The 24480-nt window shown below is 38.5% G+C and carries 22 protein-coding genes and 2 pseudogenes; 8 read left to right on the forward strand and 16 right to left on the reverse strand.

What is annotated here, in order from left to right; translation table 11 throughout:
• Positions 1 to 179: 179 nt before the first annotated feature.
• From MKL33_RS09350 to MKL33_RS09405, 12 genes and pseudogenes are all read right to left on the reverse strand, one after another.
• On the reverse strand, positions 180 to 1727 hold the full coding sequence (locus MKL33_RS09350; protein WP_270906856.1) for a DHA2 family efflux MFS transporter permease subunit: 1548 nt from the start codon (positions 1725 to 1727) through the stop codon (positions 180 to 182).
• A gap of 24 nt (positions 1728 to 1751) precedes the next feature.
• Positions 1752 to 2813, reverse strand: a pseudogene (locus tag MKL33_RS09355) (HlyD family secretion protein).
• 729 nt (positions 2814 to 3542) lie between these two features.
• Positions 3543 to 3665, reverse strand: coding sequence for a hypothetical protein (locus MKL33_RS09360; RefSeq protein ID WP_000737387.1), 123 nt, complete (start codon positions 3663 to 3665; stop codon positions 3543 to 3545).
• Between the two features lie 168 nt (positions 3666 to 3833).
• Complete coding sequence (locus tag MKL33_RS09365; RefSeq protein ID WP_270906857.1) at positions 3834 to 5228, reverse strand: methylenetetrahydrofolate reductase C-terminal domain-containing protein; 1395 nt, start codon at positions 5226 to 5228, stop codon at positions 3834 to 3836.
• 72 nt (positions 5229 to 5300) lie between these two features.
• A complete protein-coding gene (gene ntrR, locus MKL33_RS09370; protein ID WP_270906858.1) occupies positions 5301 to 6068 on the reverse strand; it encodes an ADPR responsive transcriptional repressor NtrR in 768 nt (255 codons plus the stop codon).
• Between the two features lie 60 nt (positions 6069 to 6128).
• Positions 6129 to 7622 (reverse strand): nicotinate phosphoribosyltransferase, encoded by a 1494-nt coding sequence (locus tag MKL33_RS09375; RefSeq protein WP_270906859.1) that lies wholly within the window; start codon positions 7620 to 7622, stop codon positions 6129 to 6131.
• 11 nt (positions 7623 to 7633) lie between these two features.
• Positions 7634 to 8518 (reverse strand): phosphoribosyltransferase family protein, encoded by an 885-nt coding sequence (locus MKL33_RS09380; RefSeq protein WP_270906860.1) that lies wholly within the window; start codon positions 8516 to 8518, stop codon positions 7634 to 7636.
• Between the two features lie 182 nt (positions 8519 to 8700).
• A pseudogene (locus MKL33_RS09385) lies at positions 8701 to 8796 on the reverse strand (sulfite exporter TauE/SafE family protein); the annotation flags it as partial.
• 7 nt (positions 8797 to 8803) lie between these two features.
• On the reverse strand, positions 8804 to 9295 hold the full coding sequence (locus MKL33_RS09390) for a GNAT family N-acetyltransferase (RefSeq protein ID WP_130172602.1): 492 nt from the start codon (positions 9293 to 9295) through the stop codon (positions 8804 to 8806).
• Positions 9292 to 10056: an ABC transporter ATP-binding protein gene (locus MKL33_RS09395; protein ID WP_086398738.1), complete on the reverse strand. Its 765-nt coding sequence runs from the start codon at positions 10054 to 10056 to the stop codon at positions 9292 to 9294. Before MKL33_RS09395 ends, MKL33_RS09390 begins: the two co-directional genes overlap by 4 nt.
• Positions 10053 to 11063, reverse strand: coding sequence for a FecCD family ABC transporter permease (locus MKL33_RS09400; RefSeq protein ID WP_086398739.1), 1011 nt, complete (start codon positions 11061 to 11063; stop codon positions 10053 to 10055). Before MKL33_RS09400 ends, MKL33_RS09395 begins: the two co-directional genes overlap by 4 nt.
• Positions 11064 to 11065: 2 nt before the next feature.
• Positions 11066 to 12085: an ABC transporter substrate-binding protein gene (locus MKL33_RS09405; protein ID WP_086398740.1), complete on the reverse strand. Its 1020-nt coding sequence runs from the start codon at positions 12083 to 12085 to the stop codon at positions 11066 to 11068.
• A 323-nt stretch (positions 12086 to 12408) separates the two neighbouring features.
• Here MKL33_RS09405 and MKL33_RS09410 point away from each other — a divergent pair, with 323 nt between their 5' ends.
• A complete protein-coding gene (locus MKL33_RS09410; protein WP_086398741.1) occupies positions 12409 to 13752 on the forward strand; it encodes a PepSY-associated TM helix domain-containing protein in 1344 nt (447 codons plus the stop codon).
• A 79-nt stretch (positions 13753 to 13831) separates the two neighbouring features.
• On the opposite strand, the gene MKL33_RS09415 is transcribed toward MKL33_RS09410, so the two are convergent.
• The 3 genes from MKL33_RS09415 to MKL33_RS09425 form a co-directional block, all read right to left on the reverse strand.
• Positions 13832 to 14386, reverse strand: a complete 555-nt coding sequence (locus MKL33_RS09415) for a TetR/AcrR family transcriptional regulator (protein ID WP_086398742.1) — start codon at positions 14384 to 14386, stop codon at positions 13832 to 13834.
• A gap of 812 nt (positions 14387 to 15198) precedes the next feature.
• Positions 15199 to 15900, reverse strand: coding sequence for a DsbA family oxidoreductase (locus MKL33_RS09420; RefSeq protein WP_270906861.1), 702 nt, complete (start codon positions 15898 to 15900; stop codon positions 15199 to 15201).
• An 84-nt stretch (positions 15901 to 15984) separates the two neighbouring features.
• Entirely contained in the window at positions 15985 to 17094 is a 1110-nt protein-coding gene (locus MKL33_RS09425) for an alkene reductase (RefSeq protein ID WP_086398744.1), read from the reverse strand.
• Positions 17095 to 17376: 282 nt separating this feature from the next.
• On the opposite strand from MKL33_RS09425, the gene MKL33_RS09430 reads away from it, so the two are divergent.
• The 7 genes from MKL33_RS09430 to gorA all read left to right on the forward strand — a co-directional run bounded on the left by MKL33_RS09430 (position 17377) and on the right by gorA (position 23152).
• On the forward strand, positions 17377 to 17784 hold the full coding sequence (locus tag MKL33_RS09430) for a thioredoxin family protein (RefSeq protein ID WP_086398745.1): 408 nt from the start codon (positions 17377 to 17379) through the stop codon (positions 17782 to 17784).
• A gap of 112 nt (positions 17785 to 17896) precedes the next feature.
• The gene (locus tag MKL33_RS09435) at positions 17897 to 18691 is read left to right on the forward strand and encodes an SDR family NAD(P)-dependent oxidoreductase (protein ID WP_068556606.1); all 795 of its coding nucleotides are present in this window, start codon (positions 17897 to 17899) and stop codon (positions 18689 to 18691) included.
• A gap of 26 nt (positions 18692 to 18717) precedes the next feature.
• Positions 18718 to 19053 carry a carboxymuconolactone decarboxylase family protein gene (locus tag MKL33_RS09440; RefSeq protein WP_086398746.1) on the forward strand — a complete coding sequence of 112 codons (336 nt, stop codon included), beginning with the start codon at positions 18718 to 18720 and terminating at the stop codon, positions 19051 to 19053.
• 86 nt (positions 19054 to 19139) lie between these two features.
• Positions 19140 to 19694 carry an OsmC family protein gene (locus MKL33_RS09445; protein WP_068556605.1) on the forward strand — a complete coding sequence of 185 codons (555 nt, stop codon included), beginning with the start codon at positions 19140 to 19142 and terminating at the stop codon, positions 19692 to 19694.
• A 96-nt stretch (positions 19695 to 19790) separates the two neighbouring features.
• Positions 19791 to 20354 (forward strand): TetR/AcrR family transcriptional regulator, encoded by a 564-nt coding sequence (locus MKL33_RS09450; RefSeq protein WP_086398747.1) that lies wholly within the window; start codon positions 19791 to 19793, stop codon positions 20352 to 20354.
• A 238-nt stretch (positions 20355 to 20592) separates the two neighbouring features.
• Positions 20593 to 21807 carry an MFS transporter gene (locus tag MKL33_RS09455; protein ID WP_086398773.1) on the forward strand — a complete coding sequence of 405 codons (1215 nt, stop codon included), beginning with the start codon at positions 20593 to 20595 and terminating at the stop codon, positions 21805 to 21807.
• On the forward strand, positions 21800 to 23152 hold the full coding sequence (gene gorA, locus MKL33_RS09460) for a glutathione-disulfide reductase (protein ID WP_086611558.1): 1353 nt from the start codon (positions 21800 to 21802) through the stop codon (positions 23150 to 23152). Before MKL33_RS09455 ends, gorA begins: the two co-directional genes overlap by 8 nt.
• A gap of 128 nt (positions 23153 to 23280) precedes the next feature.
• On the opposite strand, the gene MKL33_RS09465 is transcribed toward gorA, so the two are convergent.
• A complete protein-coding gene (locus MKL33_RS09465; RefSeq protein ID WP_086398749.1) occupies positions 23281 to 24333 on the reverse strand; it encodes an NAD(P)-dependent alcohol dehydrogenase in 1053 nt (350 codons plus the stop codon).
• Positions 24334 to 24480 lie beyond the last annotated feature (147 nt).

Genomic DNA, 24480 nt, shown 5'->3' on the forward strand with positions numbered 1-24480 from the left:
TTAGTTTATACGTTGTATTAATCATAATCCTTTAACCTTCCACCTCTAATTTGTGAGTTCCCCGATCTCATCAACCGATTTTAGAAAACTCAGATCAATGTTCTTTTTCTATGAAGGGATACGTTTTGATATGCCCTATTGTTTTTCATTCTTTGAAAGCTGCCTTTATTTTTAAATATCTACATATTCATTTTCTTCCCCCGATCCATAAAGATGGTTAAAAATGCGGTCACAAACATGATGATTGCGAGCATGCGTAATAAATCATTAAAACTAGATGTAAGTGCCTGAAAATGAATATCACGATAAATCACACTGAGCGCGATTTGCTGTGCATTTGCACCGACTTCCTGATATTGCGCCGTGAGTTGGTCGAGTCTTTCTGTAAAAATCCAGTTTTGCGGTGTCATCGCCTGATTAATCTGGGTGACATGAAGCGAAGTGAGCCAATCTAAAGATGAGTTAATGAGAGCTAGTCCAACCGCGCCGCCAATATTACGCATCAGGTTATAAATACCGCTAGCATCAGCCACTTTACTCAGCGGCAAAGTACTCATGGCTAAATGCGACACCACAATCAGGCAAATCATGAGACCAATACCACGGTAAATTTGCGGCCAAAACATAAAATCATAATCGCTATGAATGCTGAGGTGTGAGTTGAGCCAAACACCAAAGCCCGCCAAAATCATTCCGACAAATACGGTTTTTCGGGTATCAAAATTGGGAATAAGCCATGCAAGAAATGGCGCAAAGCAGAACATGACAATGCCTGTCACCATCATGACGTGACCAATCTGGCTACTGTTCATTTCACGGACTTGCCCAAGAAACACGGGAATCATGTAACCCAAGCCATACAGCGCCATGCCAATCACAAAAGTGGTGATGGCACTTAAGGTAAAGTTTTTATTTTTAAAGACTGATAAATCGAGTAAAGGTTTAGGCTGGGTGAAACTTCTAGAGAAGAAAATCATGCCGCCCACAACGCAGATCATAAAAGCAATCCGAACACCTGTGTCTGCAAGCCAGTCATGCCGTGCGCCTTCATCAAGGAAATATTCAAGCCCACCCAAAAACATCGCCATACCGACTAGACTGAACCAGTCCATACTTCTGATGAGTGAATAGTTGGCACGATCGATATTAGGGCCTGAGTAAATGACCGTAGCAATGATAATGCCCGGAATAATATTAATCAGGAACATCCAGTGCCACGAAAAGTTATTAGTGAGCCAACCGCCAATGGTGGGACCAATCGCAGGCCCTAAAGTACTGATCATGCCAAACATAACCAATGGCAATGAACGTTTTGGTTCGGGGAAAAGTAGATACAATGCGGTCATGGAGGTCGGAATCATGCCGCCGCCCATAAAGCCTTGAATACCGCGAAAAACCAATAAACTTTCTAAATTCCATGCCAAAGCACAAAGTAAAGAACTGACCGTAAAACCAATTGCACAGATGGTGTAATAGACCCGTGTTGAAAGCACCCGCGAGACAATACTCGACATTGGAATTGCAATAATCTCGGCAATTAAATAAACCGTTTGCACCCAAGTGACTTCATAACGACTTGCACTCATACCAGCTTGAACTTCGTTTAGAGAACTCGCCACAATCTGAATATCAAGAATCGCCATGAAGTTGCCAAAAATCATGGCAGCAAAAATTGCCCATGCAGTTTTTGCTGGGAATCTCCACTCGGCCTCAAGGTGCTTATTCATTTGTTATTACCTAAAATTTTCTTATTAAGTTCTTAGGTCAACGGTGGCACTCACCGACATACCAGGTTTTATCAAATCAATATGTGGGCTTGAATCTATGGCAATACGCACAGGAATACGCTGAACAACCTTGTTGAAGTTGCCTGTGGCATTGTCTGGTGGCATGAGTGAAAAAGTTGCGCCTGAAGCTGGTGAAAAGCTCTCAATTTTTCCGGTATAGGTCAGGCTTGGGTAAGCATCAAGTTTTAATTTAACTTTCTGACCAATATGCATTTTTTCAATTTGGGTTTCTTTAAAGTTTGCTTGTACATACAAACTATTTTCAGGAATGATCGCCATTAAGCGGGTTTGCGGAGAAACACGTGAACCTTTCTGGATTGCTAGGCTACCGATCTTACCGTTTACAGGGCTGACCACCTTTGATGAAGCCAAATCGACCTGATACAGGTTTAAGTTTGCATGAGCACTTTGAATATCAGCTAAAAGCTGCGCTCGACTCGCTTGTAAACTCCCCAACTGAGCTTCTGCGGCATTTACGGCGGCTTGCGCTTTGCTGAGCTGAGCTTGGGCCGTTAAATATTGAGACTGAACGCCTTCAAAGTTTTGTCGTGTAATCACCCCATCTTTTAATAAATCTTGATAACGCTCGAACTCTTTTCTTAAACGAGTTAAATCAGCTTGTGCTGCCACTACGCCACTATGAGCTTCAGTAATTGAAGAGCGTGCAGACTTTTCATTTTGTTGTTGTACACCCAGTGCGGCCTCTTTCAAGCTGACTACTGAACGAGCTTGATCATAACGAGCTTGATAATCGCGGTGATCTAATACCGCTAAAGTTTCCCCTTTTTTTACCACCTGATTATCGTTAATTAATAACTCAATCACTTCACCTGAAATCTTTGGCATGACCCAAGTCACATCAGCTTGCACATAAGCATTATCAGTAGATTGATAGAAACGATATACAAAAAAATAATATAATATGCCAGCAAATAAAAATTACAGCAGGACACTAAAAACACCCCAAGTTATTTTCTTTCGGCTTTGGAAATTAGTATCAGTTTCTAGCTGAGCTACGTTATCCATATTCATTCCGCTTATTTGTAATATTCGATTTTTTATTTAAGCCAATAAAATTATTGGTTTCTTTTTTACGTAACTTTTCACTTGGTTTTATTCAATGAATCGTGACAGCGTAAAATTTGGTGCAAATTATGGTTCTTAAGTGAATTAAATATCATTGACCTATTTGCCAGATATTTTTTCTATTTATGTCAATAAAACATATTATATAAACTATATTAAAAAATTATGTAATTCTAATTTGTGGAGATTTTTGGTTAAAAAAATCTCAAAAAACAAAGATAAGTATTTGTTAATAAATAATTTATAAGAATGGTAACAAATAGAGATATATGTTTGAATAGAGTGATTTATTTCACTAACATTAAGAATAAGTTTTATTGTGCAATCATTAAGTATTATTAATTAAAACAATATTTAATTTAAAAATGAGTTAACAATCAAAGTTGTTATACTTATAAATATAAAATATATATAAGTTATAAATATTATATTTTTCAAAAATAATAATATCCATAAAACAAATAAACGATATTTTTGATAAATAAGCCATCCTGATGACTAAAATAAATTATATTTTCCAGATAAAAATAATTTCAAACTCTTTATTTAAAAGCCGAACAAACCTTTAAAAATAGTGGTTTAAGTGATCTTTTACTTATATAAACCCTTAAAAATTTCTTCTAAAGTTATTCCAAATGAAAAGCCACTCATTGAGTGGGCTTTTTATTACTAACCGTTTTGCCTGAGGTGATCTTGGAACTCTTGGTCGTGTATTTTGTTGTAATTAACAGGGTCGTAAACGCATCCAGTTAAAACAACAATTACAGTAAGTACAGCAACCAATTTTTTCATTGAGACAGCCTTTCCTTTAACGCAAAAGATTTGCTTTAAGTATACTCCTCGATAGCCATTTTGATTGGACATAATTAAGGCAATCAATTGTTATTTTTAAATTATCGCCGTGCTTTAGCCTATCATTTGATTTTTTTAGCAAGATCAAATCAACGGTTAATACAAAACTTAAGCCTCAGTCGCTAAATACCAGTTTTTCCAAGAACTGGTTCCTCTAGTTTCAAGAGGCACAGTTGGAATCAATTTCTCTTTTAATATTTCAGTTTGTGCAACAGCTTTTGCAAGTCTTGCTTTGACTGAGTGAATACATTCACGGTCACCAAATTCGCAGCGGTCTAAAGTTGTACCGCCACAAGGGCCGTTGGCTAAACCTTTTGGACACGTTTCAGGGCAAATATATAAAGTATCGTTTAGGCGGCACTGACCACAGCTTTCACAGCCCACTAGGCTATGTTTACTCAGCACTTCTGTTTTAAGTAAGAGTTTGGCGATCAAAGCGTTTTCCCAAAAAGATGCTTTGAAAATAAAACGTCCGACGCCTTTGGCAATTTTTGATCCAAACATTGCTTCATGCATAACATGTAGCTGACGATATTTAATTAATTGTTTAGAGGTTGGCTGACGTGAAAAATACGTAATTTCAGGTGAAAACTCTTTGCCTGACGTGACTTGCCAAAGTGAATTCCAAAGCTCTTCTAAGGCTTTAAGCTCCAGATGTCTGTATTGCTCAATGTAGCTTTCAAGCAACATTTGCTCTTCTGGCTTATGACAGGCAGATAAATGAATTCCAGCAAATCCTAAGTGTTTACATATCAAAATCTGTAAAGCACAGCGTAAATAAACGCGGTCTGTATGCCCTGCCTGTTTTTCTTCTGCCAAGACTTTTAACATGTGCGGGGTAATCACAATACCTGCGACTTTATGCTTCACCATAAAATTGGCTCGGCCTAAAGTCAGAGGCATCACACAAGCCAGTATTTGCTGCGAATAATCATGCTTGGTTAAAAATGATTTGGCTTGTTTTAAGGCTTCAATGTCATAGCCCAATTGGGTAATGATAAAGTCAGCACCTGCTTTAATCTTCTTATGCAGTTTTAAATACTGTGCATCACGCTCAGCTTCGACATATTTAAATGGATTAAAGGCAACGCCAATACGAAAACCACCATGCTGCTTGGCAGCCATTACGGCGTTTACAGACTCTAGGTATCGGCTACGAAGCTGTCCGTCTCGACCATTATGGTGTTGTTTGAGTTTATCGCCTGTAAGCAATAACAAGTTTTGAATATTGGCTACTTGAGCTTGTTGTAAAAAGCGCTCAAATTCTTGTATGTCTCGGGCCTTACCTGAAAAATGTAAGACTTTCTCTATTGAGTCAGGATAACTTTTGCTGGCTTCAAGCGGCGCAATATCATGATCTGAATGTACGCGATCTGCCAATGTCATTGCAGCTGGATACCCTGCAAACTCATGTTTCACAGGATAAATTTCATGCAGTGAAGTGAGATATTCCACCAACACAAAAAACTGGTTTTGCTGGAAGCAGGGAGAAACGTGAGACATAGGCAAAGTGCTGATCAAAACATGACATCAATCATAAGCGCGGCATTATAAATCAAAGTGCATCAAGATGCGCTAGTCAGAAAGCTCATTGTTTTGCTTATCTTCACTCTCTTTATTTCTAGGTAATTCGAGTGAGCGAGGAAATATAAAATCGAAAGAATCGAGTGCATAGCGGTAAAGCTGAGCTGGCCGTTTGCCTACAATTTTACTGTGGTTGGTTTCTTCAACTGCGCCCGCTTCTATCATACGGCGTCTAAACGCTTTTTTATCTAAAGATTGCCCAAGAATAATTTCATAAATAGTTTGTAGCTCGGTTAGCGTAAACAACTCAGGCATTAGACTAGCTGGCAATGCGGTATAGCGAGTTTTACTGGTTAAACGCTCTAAAGCCAAGCTGAGCAATTCATTATGATCAAACGCCAATGCTAAATCTTTTCCTTTTGCTACAGGCACCCATTCACTGTATTCAGCCAATGCTTGGTGTTGATAGGCATTAAAATCAATTAATGCAAAATACAAAATAGTCACGGCCCAGCCACGCGAGTCACGTTTGGCATTGCCGACCGAGGCAACTTGTTCCAAATAAGGTGAAGCAATTCCTGTTTTTTCGACCAGCTTACGATAAGCCGTGGCCATCAAGTCTTGATCATGCTTTAAATCGGCAAAACCACCTGGTAAAGCCCATTGGTCTTTGGCTGGAAAGTTGGGGCGCTTAATGAGTAATACCTGTAACTGACCATTAAATACCGAGAAAATAGCCATATCGACCGTGAGTAAAGGTGCGTCATAATCTCGGCGATCATAACTGGCAAGGAATTCTTGTTCAGTTTGAATAGTCACGTTCAGCCTCTCAATAAAAATGATGAGCCGATACCCATGTAACGACTCATCTAAACTCAGTTATGCGATGGATAAACGCTCACGAATTTGATCCAAAGTACACTCATATTGAAGTTTACCATTTTCAAAGACGGTTTTAAGTGCTCCGCCTTGTTCTTGCTCGGCTGTTTGCTCATCAAACAAGGTAAAACCATCTTCACTTTCTTCGATGCGTAAAAGACCTTTCGCAGATTTTTTCACACCTGAGTCAGTAATCGGGTCTTTAAACAGTTCTCGGCCTACACCATTCACTTGTCCCCAAGTTGCTTTCACAGCAAACCCAAAGGTATCGCGAGTTAAGTAGTTATAGGTAAAACTTCCGATCCCAAACACCAAGTTGTTTGAAGCAAAACCTTTGGCTTCTAACCCTTCTAAAATACGCTGTGCACGGTCTAGAGTAATCGAGTCACCATAAATTAAACCGACACGCTCATTGAGTACTTTATAGCCTTGGTCAGTGGTTATACCGCCAAACACTTCCCATAAGCATTCAACCGCACCTTTGTAGGCTGAGCTACCGACTTTGGCATCTGGGTCACCACAAATAATTTTAACTGGGTCACCTGAGTCTGGACGGAAAACTAATTTAGCCAAGCCTAAAGCATTCGGTTGTCTTGCCAGAATTTCAGGTTTTAAAGCCACCGTAAATTCTGTAATGACTCGCCAAAAGTCCCAAGTATCAGACACGACACTAACAACACCAGACGGATAAAGCTCGCAGATTAAACGCTTAAATGTGTCTAGCTCACTGTTTTCTGTACCCATACACATCACACTATGTTCGGTTGCTGGTACAGATACCCCAATGACACCTGAGGCATTGTAATATTCTTCTGCGTAGTCGATTGAAGCAACTGAGTCTGTTCCAATAAAACTGGTTAAGTGGCCTACCCCTGATTGCGCCGCATCATAAATGCCACTCATACCGCGGCTACTAAAATCGTGTCCTTGCACAGGTACAAAATCAAGTGGTGCACCAGTTTTTACGGCATATTGAGTTAATAAGCGTTTGTACTCGTAAGCAATAGTGGCGGTAGTACAGCTTTTCCAAAGCTCAGCACTTAACACGGTTTCAATATAATTCGTTAACCAAAAGAAACGCGGGTCTGTATTAATTACGGTAAGCACGGGTACACGCATATTGACACGGCTGCCTTCTGGCAAAGCTTTAATGCGTAATGGTAAATAGCCCAAGTCGTGTAATGCTTCAATGTGATCAACAGGTACAGCACCTTCACCTAATGAACTATCCATACGGCGTTTATAAGCAGCCACCACTTTATCTTTAGGTTGCTTGAAAAACCCTTCATTCCATGTATCAATTAAAAAGTGTTTAATAAAACCCTGAAGCCCAAAGAACACAACTTTATCGTCGAAGTCAGGCAACATTTTAGCAAGTCGAGATGAACGCGGCGTAAAGTTTGCGTACACGTACTCTGTGCCTTCTGGATACTGACGTCTGTGATCAGCTTTATAAAAATCGATAGCGTTTAATGGATTAAGTTTAATAGTCATCTTTATTCTCTTTATTTTGCTGCAAAAGCAATTACTGAAATTTTGTCTGATGGTTGTTGTGGAAAGCTGTCTGAGGTAAACAGTTGATCTAACAGCCCATCAAAAACCTCTATTCCTTTACTGAAAATACCGTGGGTCACATATAAAACGACCTTATGGCAATTGAGGCGACGGAGTTCTTTAGCAATACCAATAAAGGTTGCACCGCCGTCGCAAATGTCATCGGTAATGACCGCTGTGAGGCCTGATAAATCAGTCGCATGTACATGTGTACCTAAAATTTTGCCAGTTACTGGATCACGTTTTTTATCGCACTGAACAATAGTGATGGGTTGTTTGCGCTCACTATTAAAAGCATCTGCAACCATTTGTGTACGTGCTTTCGCGCCTTTGTCTGGGCAAACCAGCACTGTTTTTTCATCTTTTAACAATGTGCTTAGCGCTTCACTCTTTGCGATGATGTCGACTGAACTGATGTTTACAACTTCGCTAAAAGAAGTATTGGCAGCGAGTAAGGCTGTCGTTACTTCACTATGACAGTCCCAAACAGTGATCTTGCCTTGTTTGCCCGCTTTTTTGTCAGCATTGATATTGAGTAACTTGGTCATCACATCAAGTGAAAATGCTTGGCCTACTGCACAAATACGATCCTGACGTGCATATGGAAAATACGGAATTTCTAGGTCAACGGTTAAGCCTTGAGTCAGCAATATATTTTCAAGTAACAAATAGTCCATCACATCGTGACTTGTAGTCATGTTGGCGCGGACCAATACGTTGCCAGATAATGAACCTAACGTTGTTTCATCAATTTGAACATGACGCTCGCCACCAGAAAACTGCGTGAATTTCACTGGAATTTCATTTCTTGCCGCATCTAAAAGCTGGATAGCCATATCATCCTCTTTTTGTCTGATGACCTTTGATGAATATATAGTGGCACAAAGCCACTATATATTGCAAGTCTAATTTTTAAACTTTTTTCAAAGCCATTTAAGACATAAAGATTTGGTGTTTTAGAGCATTTAGAAATTCGATATTTAAAAGAGATTATTCTTCAATTAATTGAAATAAAAAGTTAATTTACAAAAAGCATGACGAGTAGAACTATTATTAAAAGTAGTGGATACAACTTTGCGCGCCATAAATCAGGTAGTTTTGAAATAAATTCTTCTAACAAACTATAAAGATTTACTCATGTGAATGGTGTCATAGGTATCGATCCATTCCCGTTGAATAACCTCAAAACCTTGTAGAGTCCAAAACTCTTCAGCCGCCGGCAAAAAAGGATGAGTATGCAAATACAAAGTAGTAATTTCATTCTTCTGTGCATGGCTAAACAACATTTTACATAGCATGGTTGCGATGCCATTGCGGCGGTATTCAGGCAATACAAACAACTTAACCACTTCCACTGTCTTAGATGGCAAATTTAAATCAAAACGATGGTCATAAGCCCGATAAGCAATCGTGCCAATAATGCGGTTTTGGTCTTTTACTGTAATGAAACAACCCAATCGGTCATGGACATAAAATTGTTCAAAATTTTTTAAATCTCTGGGAATGTGCCCATAATAAATTTCTGGAAATAAGAGCTGCCTTGTATAAAGCGCAAACTCTACCGCAGGCTCATAGTCTGTTTTTCCGACCACCTGATAATTCAACATATTCATAGCCACGAATGATCAGGAATAACAATAGTTTTGTCTTGAATCATGGCTTCATGAAACTCAACATCGTAGACACTTTTTAAAAACTTCGGATCGGTTATTCGTGTTTTAGACTCAGGCTTAACCACTTCATGTTGGCGCATAAAAAACAAATGGTCTGCAAATAAAAAAGCCAAATTGGGATCATGCATAATCGCAATCACCGTAAAATTTTGCCGCGACAACTGACGCAATTTTTTCATTAAATAAGACTGATAATAAACATCGAGATGGTTGGTTGGTTCATCGAGCAAAATAACTTTTGGGGCTTGCACTAAAATACGGGCAATCATGACCAATTGTCTTTCGCCACCCGATAGCTCGGTATAAGGACGATCGCGTAAATGTTCAATGTCTAAATCAAGCAAAGCTTGGTCTACACGTTCCCAGTCTGATTTTGAAGGACGATATCGGCTAAAAGCAGCACGTCCGGTAATCACTACATCTTTAACCAAAAATGGGAATACGGTTTTATGAAACTGCGGTAAAAAGCCGAGCAATGCAGCCCGATCTTTCCCTTTAAAGTCCGATAGTAGTTTTCCAGAGTAACGAATCAAGCCATCTTTTACAGGTTCTAGGCCAGCCATCAATTTAAAAAGTGTCGATTTTCCGCAACCATTACGCCCTAAAATGACGGAAAACTGATTTTCAGGAAACTCCAGATGAATGTTTTTGAGAACCTGTTTGTGCCCATAGGAATAATTTAACTGATCAATTTGAATCATGCCCAATGAGTCCTCTGTGTTTTCATTAATAATAAGAAAAATGGCGCGCCAAGTAACATGGTAAAAATACCAATTGGTATTTCAAACGTCAGTAAAACCCGAGAAAAGTTATCAATCATGAGTAGAAAACTACCGCCCAACACCATATTGGCAGGAATGCTGTAGCGATGATCTGGTCCAACCAACATTCTCACAATATGCGGCATAAAGAGCCCATATAGACTAATAATACCTGCCGCAGCCACAGAAGTTGAGGTACATACAGTCACTAGCGCAATTAAAAGAAGTTGTTCCCACCTTGGGTTAACACCCACGGCCTGCGCTTCTTCAGCACCGAGTGCCATTAGGTTTAGGCGCCAACGCATCGCAAATAATCCAGCAAGACCAATACAAATAGGCAGCACGGCATATTGAACCTTTTGCCAAGACGCCTGATGTAAGTTGCCCATGGTCCATTGCACGATCGCTTGTAATTTAAATGGATCACTTAAATATTGAATAATCGTGAGACCTGCTAAAAACAGCCCCGAAACAATCATGCCCGATAAAATTACCATGACTAAAGACGTCTGGCTTTCATGTTTTTGATGCGCAAATAAATATGTTAAGCCAACGGCGCACACACCAAAAATAAAGGCTGATAGATTTGGCGAAAGCCAACTTAAAGAAAGTGCCAAAGCTGCACCAAACGCGGCACCGGATGAAATACCCAGCACATAAGAATCGACCAAGGGATTACGAAACAAGGCCTGCAAGCCATTACCCGCGGTTGCTAATGCGGCTCCCACCATAAAGGTCAGTAAAATTCTGGGCAGCCTGACATTCACAATAATGTTCTGCATCAGTCTAAATCGTTCCGCATCAAAATACGGTGTACCAAAAACTGCTTGTATACCACACCGCAAATAGTCCCATGCACTCAACGTCTGAGTTGGCCCAATAAGCAGCGAGATAAAAGTCATGAGGAAAGGTAAAGGGTAAAACCAATAATATTTCATTTTTTCCATTTTTATTGCACCAACGCTTTGGCAAGGTGCTCACCATACAACTTGGTTAAAATACGCTGTTGTAAAGCACTTACAGGTAAATCGGACTGTTCGGGATAAATACTGTGATTCAAATAAATCGCCGTAATAATGATTTTGATGGTGTGTGGGTTATATATAAATGCAGGACTCAAATTAAATACCTTTCGGTTTTGTACAGCGCTTAAACCTTGTAATTCTTTTCGTTCATAAATCAGTTTTGGGTTGGTATTCCAAAGCACAATATTGTCAGGGTTCCATTCAATTAAAGTCTCGGGGTTTACATTAGGTTGATTGGCATTGGTCTGAACAATGTTGTAAGCACCCGCCAGCTCAATAAAGCCATTAGTAATAGACGTACGTCCCGAGGTAGAAAAAATTCGTCCACCTGACCATGCATAATAAATCGATTGCTTATTTGGCTGACGTGCTGTTTTTGCTGCGACTTCCGACACAATTTCATCAGAAAAATTTAAAATTTCTTGAGCACGTTTTTGAGCACCACTCAGTACAGCAATTTCAGAAAGTTCTTCTTTCACTTGCTGATAGGTGCCGGACTCCATCACATATACAGCAATGCCAAACTGCCCCAACAGTTCAATCGTTTGGGTTTGCCCACTCCCTAAAATTACCAGATCTGGTTTTAACAAAACGAGACTTTCAATATTGGTTGCATTTGCGCCTTGTGAAGGTGTCGCAAGCTGTTTATTGGCGATACGCTTATCTATTTTTGAATAGGCATTAAATAATAATGGTTGAATGTATACTTCGGCCGGTATGCCAATCACTTTATGACCTTGCCCTAACATATAGAGGCCATCTAAACCCGACTCAAACAAAGACACAATTCTTTGGGCTGGTTTGGCTACACAGACTTTTGTATTTGTACTATCAAAGACACATATCGAATGGGCTGCTAACTTTTCTTGCGCTTTACCACTTTGTTCAGATGAAGAGCATCCACATAGGATGAATACAGTGAGTATTGAAACCAAAAACTTCATTACGGCATACCTTGCACAAATACAGTGCATAATAAAAAGATGTGCCTATTTAGTGCATTTTTCATGTGAAAAAAACACCATAAGAGAGCAAGACGGTTTGAATCATAAGCTGTGAAGTTATCAAATAAAGTTTGGTAGACAAGATCTTAAATACTAAGCAAAAAAAGCGCCAAATTTACCAAGTAATAAAAACTATCTAATTATTAGTCTAAACACTCTACCTAAGCGCTATTCAAATAATTTAATAGCGGTTACAGCTCGATCAACATTAAGAGAAATAAGTCGTTATAATCCGCCCAACACCTGATAGACATTATCTTCTGATGCTGACCCATTCATCCTTTTGGCGTAGTCTTTATCGCTTAATTCATATTTATGCTGGTATTTTCATTGCACCATTTATATTGGTCGCTGCATTCACCGGCTTACTCTATGCAATTACACCTCAACTTGAACAAGCGATTTATAAAGATGTTCTATACGTTGAGCCATTGAACCAAGCGCAATATAAGCTCAGTCAGCAAATTGAAGCCGCAAAGCAAGTGATGCCCAAGTCCGCGCAGGTAATTGAAGTTAGACCAGCCCCAAGTTCTGACCAGACAACTCGTGTTATTTTCTCAGACCCGATACATCATTTTACCAGTGAAGCCGTTTTTATTGATCCCTTTACGCTTAAAGCCAAAGGCCATCTGGCTGTGTATGGTACTAGTGGGGTTCTGCCGTTTCGAACTACGCTCGACCAATTACATAGTAATTTATTACTAGGGAAATGGGGCCGTTTTTATAGTGAACTGGCAGCAAGTTGGTTAGCCATTTTGACTTTAACTGGACTGTATAATTGGTGGAAACGTCGTCAAAATCTTAAAATCAGGCAAACACAAAAAAATAAATTATTACGATGGCATAGCACGCTTGGTTTATTTTTATTTCCACTCTTATTAATAATCGCCATTACTGGTCTTACATGGTCCCAGTGGGCTGGCGATAATATTCGAGTTGCTCGTCAGTGGCTTAACTGGCAAACCCCAACATTAGCAACTTCCCTTCAAACAGATAATTTACCTACAGTGATGCATCATGAACATCACGAGATGCCACACAGTGAAAATCTTAATTTAAATATTGTGTCAGGTGAGTTTGATACCGCTCTTTCAATAGCCAGAGCACATGGCATTGAGGCGGCACAAATACAAATCAAACCACCCACTAGTGGAAATCAGGCTTGGACGGTAGCCGAGATTCAGCGTAAATGGCCAACTCAAGCAGATAGCATCGCCATTAATATGGAACAACATAAAGTCATTGATCAACTTGCTTTTAAAGACTATTCACTGGTTGCAAAACTAACTCGTTGGGGAGTTGATGCTCATATTGGTATTTTATTTGGCTGGATAAATCAGTTGGTTCTCGCACTTTATGCGCTTGCACTTTGTATCATGATTATTTATGCATATAAGGCTGCATTTAAAAACTCAAATTTAAAACTCATGACAACTCACTTTGTTGGTCAAAGCTTATTTATTTGGAAGCGTGCAACTGGCCAACAAAAAGTATTGTTAATGCTAGCTGGCATTGTGTTAGGCCTAAGCTTACCTGTTTTTGGTCTTAGTATTTTGCTTACGATACTCATCCTTGTAATGCGTAAATATATCCCTTCTAAATCATAAATCTTCATTTCATTAAGGAGTTAGACTTAAATTTTGCCTAACTCCTTTTTTAATCAAAAGTTCCAAGTCAAAGAAAGAATTACGCAATCTGCGCCAAAAAATAATCTAGCAACCTTTCCCTGTCATCCACACTATTTGAATCTAAAAGCTGAACCATCGCCCCATCAATCACAAACAAGAACATGTGGGCATCAGGTTTTGAGGCCGTACTTTTTACCGTTAAAAGTAAATTATAGATTTCATTGATTAACCAGTTTCGATAGTTAACTACAACCTGATAAGCCTTGGGATGCGTTTTTGCAATTTCAAAAATGGCCTTAAATGGCAAATGATAAAGCCCTTCTAAATCGGCATGTAAAAAGTAAATTTTGCGAAGTTTTTCAATTACGGTTAAATCTTTCTGAACGTAGATGATTGAAAGCACCTGTTCTTTTAATCCATCTTTTTGAAAGGTCAGACTCATTTCAATGAGGCGTTCTTTTGAGTGAAAGTAATTATAAAACGTGGCTTTCGGCATCTTTGCTGCTTCAATAATTCGGTCTACTCCGACCTTATGAAAGCCATAATTATTAAAAAGGTCCCGAGAGGTATGTAGCGCGCTTAAAGCACGAAATGGGAGATCTGAATGTGGCATAGTTTTACCGTTATAAAATAAATTCTTGTTGTATATAAATGAGATATAGCATCGCTACTTTTCTAATAACTGAAAAAAAAGGCATAGCAAAGCCACAAAGACTGTGCTTGGCACATCTCAAGTTTTATTGTTGATGCAAGTTTTTGAGCCGTAATGACTTAAAGCCTGAAAAGCCTAGTGGCAATCAAACTGTTTTAAAGACGAATCAAGTTGTGTCGTTATAAACTTTGGCAAAGACTGCCAAGAAATGATGAATGTGCAAAGCCAACTCCTTTTTATTTGGAGTTCTGCCAAAACATTATAAATTATGGTGGCAGAACGGAAGTGGGTTGACAGACTGGTAGGACTCCAGCACACCCGAAGGTGTCCCACTCCCGTCCTACCGCTACGGGAGGGAACGAGGTGTGCACATGAGACTATCCCTCAGAAAGGAATAAGTCTGATGCGGTCCTATGTGGTCTGTCAAAACCACCTGGCAATGTAGGCCAGTCCGCAAATGGTAATCTTCAATATTTAAGGTGTCAATGTGATATTGGCTAGAAAATATTTAATTAATTATTGTTTTTCATTAAATTACATAATTAAGGAAATTCTTAAATATCAGCTTAATAATATTGTCTTGTTTAGAGAGTTTTTTGAACTGTGCACCCTAAAGCGAAATGCACAGCCCAGATTAATTAGAAATAATGAGATTTACCGAAACACGGCGTTTATTGAGGAGCAAAGAAAGTGATATTTCAATTACTCGTATTTAGATGGACGCGGATTTATTTAGAACTTTACTTAAAATACGATCATTCCTTAGCATCAAACTAAATACTACAACCATTAATGCCACAGCTTTGACCCTCTGTGATCATTAATTCATTCTGCTTTTCTTCCCATACCTGCTCTAATGCACTTAAAAAAGTTTCTATAGGCTGAGCACCACTGATTGAATATTTATTATTTATAATGAAAAGCGGCACTCCACTAGCACCCATCGCATGTGCACTTGCTTCATCTTTTAAAACTTCTTGTTTAAACGAAATATTACTAAAGGCACTGTTAGCTTCTTCACGAGGAACTCCAACTTCATTAGCAAGCTCAACCAACACCTTATGATCAAAAATAGACTTACCTTCAGTTATGCTTGCCTTAAAAAACTTTTCTGTTAATAGTTCACCAACACCCTTCTGTTGCGCCAACTTTACAATGGCATGGGCATCTAAAGTATCGCCAAAAAGCATACTATTAAAGTTATAGATCAGACCTTCTAGCTCACCTGCACTTTTTACATGGCTCATCATCGCATCAGCCCCACTTTTCCCACCAAATTTTTTATACAATGCATCTTTAAAGGGCTGTGGTGTAAGGCCATTTGCTAGACGGTAACTGTGATATTGGATAGTTACCTGATTCTTATGTTCAAAGGCATCTAAACCTTTCTCAAATCTTTTTTTAGCAATCCAGCACCAAGGGCAAACAAAGTCTGACCATATATCTACGGTAATTTGTGAAGGTAGAGTTTTCATAAATATCTCAGTAAATTCATTAGATGTTTAAAAACAAAGAAGTTTTAATGCCTAGTGTCAAAAATTAACTAGGCACCCCATTTTTTATTTGCCGTTATATTCTGGATAATCTGTATAGCCTTTTGCTGGAGATCCACTTACGCCGTAGTATGTTGTGCGATCACTTTCCGCCAAGGGCCAGTTATTCTGCATCCGCTCTACTAAATCGGGATTAGCAATATAAGGGACACCAAACGCAATTAAATCAACCTCACCTTTTTCTAATGCCGCCTCAGCACTTTGTTGATTAAAACCACCAGCTGCGATAATAGTTCCAGAAAAAATTTCTCTGAATAAAGTTTTAAAATTTTGGGCTTCTAAAGGTGCTGTTTCATAGGTAGGTTGATAGTACAAATGGACATAGGCCAATTTACGTTTACCAAGAGCTGACGCAATATTTGCCCAAGTATCAACCTCGCCTTCATAAGGTGCCAAGTCATAAATACGACCAAAAGGAGAAAGTCGGACAGCCACTTTGTCATGGCCAATTTCTTGGGAAATAGCATCAATAGTTTCTAGAAGAAAACGTTGGCGATTCTCAACAGTTCCGCCATATTGATCTGTTCGGTTATTTAACTCAGTACTGAGGAACTGGTCAAAGATGAATCCATTTGCAGCCATAATTTCAATGCCATCAAACCCTGCTTCAATTGCTAATTGTGCAGATTTAACAAAATCATGAGTAACACGTTTGATTTCTTTAGTTTCTAAAGCTCGAGGTTTACTTGGCGCAACTGGACCGGGTTCACCCGAATCAGTATATGCAAATACTGTAGTGTTGGTCGCTGGAATAACTCCAGAAGATACAGGCACTTGACTATCAGGTAAAACTGAAACATGCGACATTCTTCCCACATGCCAGAGCTGAGCAAAAATACGACCACCTTTTGCATGCACTGCTTCAGTAACCTTTTTCCATCCTTGCATTTGTTCATCATTATATAAACCAGGCGTATATAAATAACCGCGCCCTTCTTCAGACACAGGTAAGCCTTCAGTAATGATTAGACCTGCGGAAGCTCGCTGGGAGTAATAAAGTGCAGTAAGTTCATCTGCAACCCCATTCAATGTTCGCGTACGCGTCATGGGCGCCATTACTACGCGATTTTTTAATTGGATATCCACCAAATTATGGGGAGTGAATAATTTATTCATCACAGACCTCTAGAGAGATTTACAGATAATTAAGAAATTTCTTTAACCACACTCATCATTCAGTGAATGACTCAGGCATTGACCTGTTTTAGAAGTACAAAATTTGCACTCCCTCATTCCTATTGCACAAATGATAAGTTGATGCCACTATATCAACCAACTAGTAGGTAGGCAATAGTATTTTTAATTTCCCTCTGAAATTTATTGCGCTTAATAAGTGATTAAATACTATTCACCAAATGAATTCTGAATCTGCAAATACAGAAAAGAGGTAGTTTTATAATGCGTAAATTACATGCTTTAAACGAAGATAGCTTTCATGAAATTGAATGGAAAGAAGGCTTAGCAGTGGTCCGTTTTTATGCTCCTTGGTGCCCACCGTGCCACAATAGCGAAAGTTTATTTAATACTTTTCTGAAAAGTATTGAAGCTAATGTAACTATTGGCACAGTTAATGTTGATCAGGCACCAGTTTTAACAACCCGTTATAATATATGGGGTTTACCATCTGTATTAATGTTCAAAGATGGGCAATTAATCCATCGTATTGTAGGTGTAAAGCCTATCTCCGATTACCAAAAAGCTTTAGAAGAACTCATAAAGTCCGAATCAAAAAATGATGAGAAAAACGAAGAAAAGAGTTCCATTGGTTCTCTTTGCTTAACGAAATCTGAGATTAAAGCTGAATAATTTTCCAAACTATTTTCTGCTAGTGCTTGACATTTAAAATTAGCCTATATAATCTACAAACCAACTAGTAGGTAGGCTACTTTCTGATTGGTATTAATGATTAGGTGATCATATGAGTGAGCAACAATTTAAAGGCAAGAAACTTCTCGTCATTGGTGGTACTAGTGGCATTGGTTTAGAAACAGCAAAGAAAGTTGCTGAACAAGGTGGGACTGTAGTAATTGTTGGCAATCGCACAGATAAAGCCGAGACTGCCCGTAAACAATTAGTTGCTATAACAACTGAAGAACAAGTTTTTGCACTGACTGCTGATTTAACAAATTTTGATAGTGTTCAAAAGTTAATTAGCAAATTGGATAGTGAACATAAAGACATTAACTTATTAGTTAATTCAGCAGGAATTTTTTATCCTAAAAGCTTCCTAGAGCATTCGCTAAATGACTATAACAATTTTCTGGATCTAAACCGCGCATTTTTCTTTATTACTCAACAAGTTGCTTCATCAATGGTTGCGCAGAATAAAGAAGGTTCAATTGTAAATGTTTCTGCTGTTGCAGCTCGCCAAGCTATCGAAACTGTCACCGCATCTGCCTACTCAATGGCAAAAATGGGTTTAGAAGCTATGACCCGTCATGTGGCTGCAGAGCTAGCAGAACATGGAATTCGAGTAAATGCTGTTAGTCCCGGCATGGTGGAAACCCGTATTTTTGAAAGATTCATTCCTTCAGATCAATTAGATAATGCACTTCAAGATTTCAATAGTTTCCATCCCTTAGGAAGAAACGGTACCCCAAACGATGTAGCAGAAACTATTGTATTCCTTCTTTCCGAAAAAACATCTTGGGTAACTGGTGCTATTTGGGATGTTGATGGTGGTGTCATGGCATCAAGAAAACTAGGCAAATAATATTTAATAAATGATGAGGTTTGAAAATGAACGGTGAATGGACTAACAGATTATCTGCATTGGTTAAAAACATTGGTAATTTTGCAAAAGCAAATAAACCCGTTGCCACTGCTTTTCACAACTTAGAAGTTGCAACGCGTAAAAATAAAGTACTCGACGCAAAAACTCACGAGTTGATTGCGTTGGCAGTAGCAGTTACTACGCGTTGTGATGGTTGTATATCAGCTCATGCGGGCGCAGCTAAAAAAGCAGGTGCTACAAAAGAAGAAGTTGCGGCAGCTTTAGGAACTGCTATCGCTTTAAATGCTGGTGCAGCCTATGTGTACTCGGCACGAACTTTAGATGCTTATGACGAAATGTAACTTCGCCAGAGGTTACATAGACAAGCTTAGTGATGGGGAAATTATTCTCCATTCACCACAATTTATATCTTAATTGGAGTTCTATAATGAACAATGTAGTAAATGAAATTGATCTAAATGCTTTTCAACAATTTGCAGATAAAGTAAGCCAGAATCCTACTACTTCAAAAGCTCGCTTTAACGTACAAACAAGATGGGCGGGTCAAACACGTTCTGTTTCAACTGTGAAATCTTATGAACTCTTTGGTAAGACTTATGAACGTAACTTCCATATAGCTGCTGATGAACCTCATGAAATTTTAGGAACAGATAGTGCACCTAATCCACAAGAATTATTGATGGCTGCACTTAATGCATGTCTTACAGTTGCTTATGTAGCTATTGCTGCTACTAAAGGTGTCAAGATTAATTCATTAGAAATTGATACTTCTGGAGAGCTTGATCTTAGAGGTTTCTTAGGCTTAGATGAAAAAATTAATCCTGGATATGATGAAGTCCAATACACTGTAGTTATTGATACGGATGGGACACAAGAACAATTGGATGAAATCCATAGTGCTGTTCTAAAAACCTCACCAAATTTCGCCAATTTTTCACGATCAATTCGAATGAAACCGCAATTAGTGATTGCAAACAAATAATATGTGATGGGTGGCATACTTGTTTACCAGATGATTCATCTTTAACAACAATGCTATAGTATGCCGCCAAATCTCTCTAGTCTGGGAACTACGAATATGACCATTGATACTCGCCAAAGTTTAATTAACTCAGCAGAGCTTATGTTGAGATCAAGAGGTTATGCTGCTTTTAGTTATGCTGATTTAGAGAAGATTGTTGGTATTAAAAAAGCCAGTATTCATCATTATTTTCCCAAAAAAGAAGATTTAGGAATTTTAATAGTCGAAACATATATTGAACAGACTATTCAAGATTTTGAAAAAATTGAACGTGATTTTCCTAATGCATTCGGACGTCTTTGTGCCTTTGCTTCCTTATTTAGAAGCTCAATGTCTGAAGGAATGTTACCGTTATGTGGAGCTCTTGCTGCTGAAATGGCTGTTTTACCAGAGAGCATGCAAGAGTTGACCCGTAAATATTTTGAAATCCAATTATCTTGGATAGAAAAAATTATCCATTTAGGAGTAGAAAATGGAGAACTTGCCGAAGGTGATGAAAATCAGAAAGCCTTTCAATTATTAAGTTTAATGGAAGGAAGTAGTTTTGTAAGATGGGCAATGAATAATGGAACAGAACTTGATCCTAAGGTAATAGGAAAAATTGTTGGCGTGCGTTCTTAAGATTGGCTCGGATATTTAAATATTTCTAAACTCAAATATCTAATCTATTTCTAATAAAAGAAAATATAGGAATGCTTTAAATAAAGCATTCCCTTTATATTCGTCCATGTATAGCACCCACTATGACCATCTCAACAAAATTAGTTTAATTTTTATGTCAGGTGAAATATCCATCGGACAACCTCTAATTTTACGGTAGTACTTTAAATAGGTATCTACCTAAATGGGAGTGCCTTACATGGTAGGTTACAACATTCAAAATAATAAAAAAATTTATGGCTTACATGCCACTACTATTATTAGTTTGGCTCAACTATTAGGCACATCCTTGTGGTTTAGTGCAAATAGTGCAGCAATAGATTTAATGCAACAATGGCAGATAACAGTTGCAGATATTGGCTGGATTACCAACGCTGTTCAGGCTGGATTTATCATTGGAACTTTTGTATTTGCTTATACAGAAATAGCAGACCGCTTTAAAGCCAGTCATATTTTTGTTTGTTCAGCACTATTAGGCGCCTTTTTTAATTTCTGCTTTGCATGGTTCGCTCATGGACTTATGGATGCCCTTATATATCGTTTTCTCGTGGGATTATGTCTTGCAGGAATCTATCCAATCGGAATGAAACTTATCGTTCTATGGGCACCTCATCAGGCTGGGCGAGCACTAGCAAAATTAGTTGCTATGCTGACATTAGGCACGGCTCTTCCCTATTTTATTAATAGTTTCCCCACTCATTTTGCATGGCAAACAGTCATGATCTGTTCTTCAAGTCTTGCATTGATTGCAGCCTTGTTAATTTACCAGCTAGGAGACCCAACAGTCTCGCCAAAATCACAAAATATAGTGTCATCAGGTGGTACTTTTCAGGTTTTCAAAATTCGAAAATTTCGTGCAGCTGCTATAGGCTATTTTGGTCATATGTGGGAATTATATGCCTTTTGGACGATTATTCCTTTATTTATTGCTAAATCAGGTATTCCAGAAAAATTGGGATACAACAACATTTCGCTCCTTACTTTTTTTGTAATGGCATGTGGAGCAATTGGTTGCTTGGTGGGCGGATATCTTTCTAAATATATAGGTAATAGATATGTTGCTATAGGATCTTTATCTATCTCAGGTTTTAGTTGCTTGGTATTTGCTCTAGGCTGGCGTTTTTTACCTGCGTGGTTCTTATTGGTTTTATTTGCGATCTGGGGAGCATCTGTTATTGCAGACTCACCGCAATTCTCTGCGCTTTCCGCCCAATCTTGTCCCTCCGAAAAAGTTGGTGCGGCATTAGCTATTCAAAATTCAATTGGTTTTACACTGACTATCATATCTATTGCATTGACAACCTATGCCTTTGAAATAATTGGCTTGGATTCAGCATGGATATTATTGATTGGCCCCATTCTAGGTGTTGCTGGATTCTACTATTCAGCAAATAAAGGAGTTATCCATGTCTAAACATTACGATTATATTGCAATTGGTGGAGGTAGTGGCGGTATAGCCTCTGTAAATCGAGCAGCCATGTATGGAAAAAAATGTGCATTAATTGAAGCGGGAGATATTGGTGGCACATGCGTTAATGTTGGCTGTGTCCCTAAAAAAGTGATGTGGTACGCTGCTCATATTAGTGATGCAATTCGTCAATATGCGCCATCATATGGTTTTACTACGGAAGTAAAATCATTTGATTGGCAGAAACTCATTAGAAATAGACAGGCATATATCGAAAGAATTCATACCTCTTATAACAATGTCCTCAGTAAAAATAATGTTGATGTCATACATGGGTTTGCAAAATTTATTGATAAAAACACAATTGAAGTAAACGGAGATTTATTAACAGCTGATCACATTCTCATAGCTACTGGTACAGAAGCGAGTTGGCCTGCAATTGAAGGGGCTGAACATGGTATCGATTCAAATGGCTTTTTTGATTTAGAAGTACTACCAAAACGTACCGCTATTGTGGGTTCAGGATATATTGCAGTAGAAATAGCTGGTGTCCTTAAATCATTAGGTTCAGATGTCCAGCTTTTTATTCGACGTGAAAAACTCCTACGTAATCTAGATCAGTTCTTAGGAGAAGCATTATTAGAAATTATGCAGAGTGAGAATATTAAAATTCATAAAAATGCTGAAATCAGTAAAGTAACAAAATTAGAAGACAGTTCTATCATGTTGCATTTAAAAGATGGAACTCAACAAGTTGTAGATTGTCTTATTTGGGCTGTTGGAAGGAAACCCAATACCAAAGCTCTCCAACTTGAATTAACAAATGTAAAATTGGATGAACAAGGGTTTATCAAAGTTGATAAGTTCCAAAATACAACACGCGCTGGTATTTATGCAGTTGGAGATATTACTGGAAAGGTTGAATTAACACCTGTTGCAGTTGCTGCCGGACGTAGGCTCTCAGAACGGTTATTTAATAACAAGCCTAATGAATGCTTAGATTACAACAATATCCCCACTGTAGTATTTAGTCACCCGCCTATTGGAACAGTTGGATTAACCGAAGAACAGGCGATTGAAGAATTTGGCAAAGATATGGTTAAAGTATACAAATCTTCATTTACAGCAATGTATGACGCCGTGGCACAACATAAACAACTCACTAAAATGAAGCTTATATGTGTTGGTGTAGAGGAAAAAATTGTTGGTATCCATGGGATTGGTTTGAATATGGATGAAATTCTACAAGGCTTTGCAGTCGCTCTAAAGATGGGGGCAACTAAAAAGGACTTTGATAATACCGTTGCTATTCACCCTACATCATCTGAAGAATTCGTGACGATGCGTTGATTATTGCCTTAATTGAAAGAGCTTTAGATGGTAGTTCTTTATAAAAGCACATCTCAATATTTACATTTTGATTAAGGCTATAAGCTGTGCACCTTTTTAAAAAGATGCACAGCCCAGATCAAACCAGATTAATGATCAGCTAAAGTTTTCATATCAATCACAAAACGATATTTCACATCACTCTTTAACATGCGCTCAAAAGCTTCATTGATATTTTGCATATCAATCATCTCTACCTCAGAAACGATGTTATGTTCACCACAAAAATCGAGTAACTCTTGTGTTTCTTTAATTCCACCAATTACCGAGCCAGCAATTGATTTTCTACCCAAAATCATAGGTACTGAATTTGCGCTAATTTCACCCAAATATCCAACCAACACAATTGTTCCATTTAAAGCTAAAGTTGGAATATAAGGCTTCAAGTCATGGTTATAAGGTACAGTATCAATAATTAAATCAAACTGATTTGTGACTGACTGCATTTGGGTTTCATCGGTTGATAGCACAACATGATGCGCACCGAGTTGTTTTGCATCTTGTTCTTTGTTAGCTGAGCGAGTGAATAATGTCACTTCCGCACCTAGAGCATTTGCAAGTTTAATGGCCATGTGCCCTAAACCACCTAAACCAACGACTGCAACTTTACTGCCCTTTCCAATATTCCAATGGCGAAGTGGTGACCATGTGGTAATCCCGGCACAAAGTAACGGCGGTACAGCTTGAGCATCCAAATTTTCAGGTACTTTTAATACAAAATCTTCGCTACAAGTAATGGTTTGAGAATATCCACCATAAGTCGGTCGTTGGTCATGACGATCTACAGCGCCATAAGTCTGAGTGTTACCTTCTTCACAATATTGTTCTAGCCCTGAATGACAAGCAGAACAAGTACGGCATGAATCGACCATACAGCCAATGCCCACTAAATCACCGACCTTATATTTTGTGACTTTGGCACCGATTGAGGTGACACGACCTACAATTTCATGACCCGGCACTAACGGATAAGCACTGAATCCCCAATCGTTTTTAGCTTGATGTAAATCGGAATGGCAAACACCACAATATTCGATTTGAATGACAACATCATCTTCACGTGGAGTTCTACGTTCAAACTTAAACGGAACTAAAGGAGTTTCTGATGACAGCGCGGCATAACCTAAAACTTCAATTGTCATATTTTTTCTCTCATGTTTAATGTTTAAATAAAGACGATTTGTTCGTTGAACATTCATTGATGGCTATAGATTTTGAAAAGCCGTGAATACGTTGTGGAAACGGTGAATCAACAGGCTTTAATCAATCGACTTTTTTGCCATGTTCAT

This window comes from Acinetobacter sp. AOR43_HL, from assembly GCF_027854635.1.
Lineage (GTDB): Bacteria > Pseudomonadota > Gammaproteobacteria > Pseudomonadales > Moraxellaceae > Acinetobacter > Acinetobacter pittii.

Excerpts from the sequence above, each read along its gene's own strand:
- MKL33_RS09350 (WP_270906856.1), bottom strand. The coding sequence starts at position 1,727 with ATGAATAAGCACCTTGAGGCCGAGTGGAGATTCCCAGCAAAAACTGCA.
- MKL33_RS09360 (WP_000737387.1), bottom strand. The coding sequence starts at position 3,665 with ATGAAAAAATTGGTTGCTGTACTTACTGTAATTGTTGTTTTAACTGGA.
- MKL33_RS09365 (WP_270906857.1), bottom strand. The coding sequence starts at position 5,228 with ATGTCTCACGTTTCTCCCTGCTTCCAGCAAAACCAGTTTTTTGTGTTG.
- MKL33_RS09375 (WP_270906859.1), bottom strand. The coding sequence starts at position 7,622 with ATGACTATTAAACTTAATCCATTAAACGCTATCGATTTTTATAAAGCT.
- MKL33_RS09380 (WP_270906860.1), bottom strand. The coding sequence starts at position 8,518 with ATGGCTATCCAGCTTTTAGATGCGGCAAGAAATGAAATTCCAGTGAAA.
- MKL33_RS09390 (WP_130172602.1), bottom strand. The coding sequence starts at position 9,295 with ATGAATATGTTGAATTATCAGGTGGTCGGAAAAACAGACTATGAGCCT.
- MKL33_RS09395 (WP_086398738.1), bottom strand. The coding sequence starts at position 10,056 with ATGATTCAAATTGATCAGTTAAATTATTCCTATGGGCACAAACAGGTT.
- MKL33_RS09400 (WP_086398739.1), bottom strand. The coding sequence starts at position 11,063 with ATGGAAAAAATGAAATATTATTGGTTTTACCCTTTACCTTTCCTCATG.
- MKL33_RS09405 (WP_086398740.1), bottom strand. The coding sequence starts at position 12,085 with ATGAAGTTTTTGGTTTCAATACTCACTGTATTCATCCTATGTGGATGC.
- MKL33_RS09410 (WP_086398741.1), top strand. The coding sequence starts at position 12,409 with ATGCTGACCCATTCATCCTTTTGGCGTAGTCTTTATCGCTTAATTCAT.
- MKL33_RS09415 (WP_086398742.1), bottom strand. The coding sequence starts at position 14,386 with ATGCCACATTCAGATCTCCCATTTCGTGCTTTAAGCGCGCTACATACC.
- MKL33_RS09420 (WP_270906861.1), bottom strand. The coding sequence starts at position 15,900 with ATGAAAACTCTACCTTCACAAATTACCGTAGATATATGGTCAGACTTT.
- MKL33_RS09425 (WP_086398744.1), bottom strand. The coding sequence starts at position 17,094 with ATGAATAAATTATTCACTCCCCATAATTTGGTGGATATCCAATTAAAA.
- MKL33_RS09430 (WP_086398745.1), top strand. The coding sequence starts at position 17,377 with ATGCGTAAATTACATGCTTTAAACGAAGATAGCTTTCATGAAATTGAA.
- MKL33_RS09435 (WP_068556606.1), top strand. The coding sequence starts at position 17,897 with ATGAGTGAGCAACAATTTAAAGGCAAGAAACTTCTCGTCATTGGTGGT.
- MKL33_RS09440 (WP_086398746.1), top strand. The coding sequence starts at position 18,718 with ATGAACGGTGAATGGACTAACAGATTATCTGCATTGGTTAAAAACATT.
- MKL33_RS09445 (WP_068556605.1), top strand. The coding sequence starts at position 19,140 with ATGAACAATGTAGTAAATGAAATTGATCTAAATGCTTTTCAACAATTT.
- MKL33_RS09450 (WP_086398747.1), top strand. The coding sequence starts at position 19,791 with ATGACCATTGATACTCGCCAAAGTTTAATTAACTCAGCAGAGCTTATG.
- MKL33_RS09455 (WP_086398773.1), top strand. The coding sequence starts at position 20,593 with ATGGTAGGTTACAACATTCAAAATAATAAAAAAATTTATGGCTTACAT.
- gorA (WP_086611558.1), top strand. The coding sequence starts at position 21,800 with ATGTCTAAACATTACGATTATATTGCAATTGGTGGAGGTAGTGGCGGT.
- MKL33_RS09465 (WP_086398749.1), bottom strand. The coding sequence starts at position 24,333 with ATGACAATTGAAGTTTTAGGTTATGCCGCGCTGTCATCAGAAACTCCT.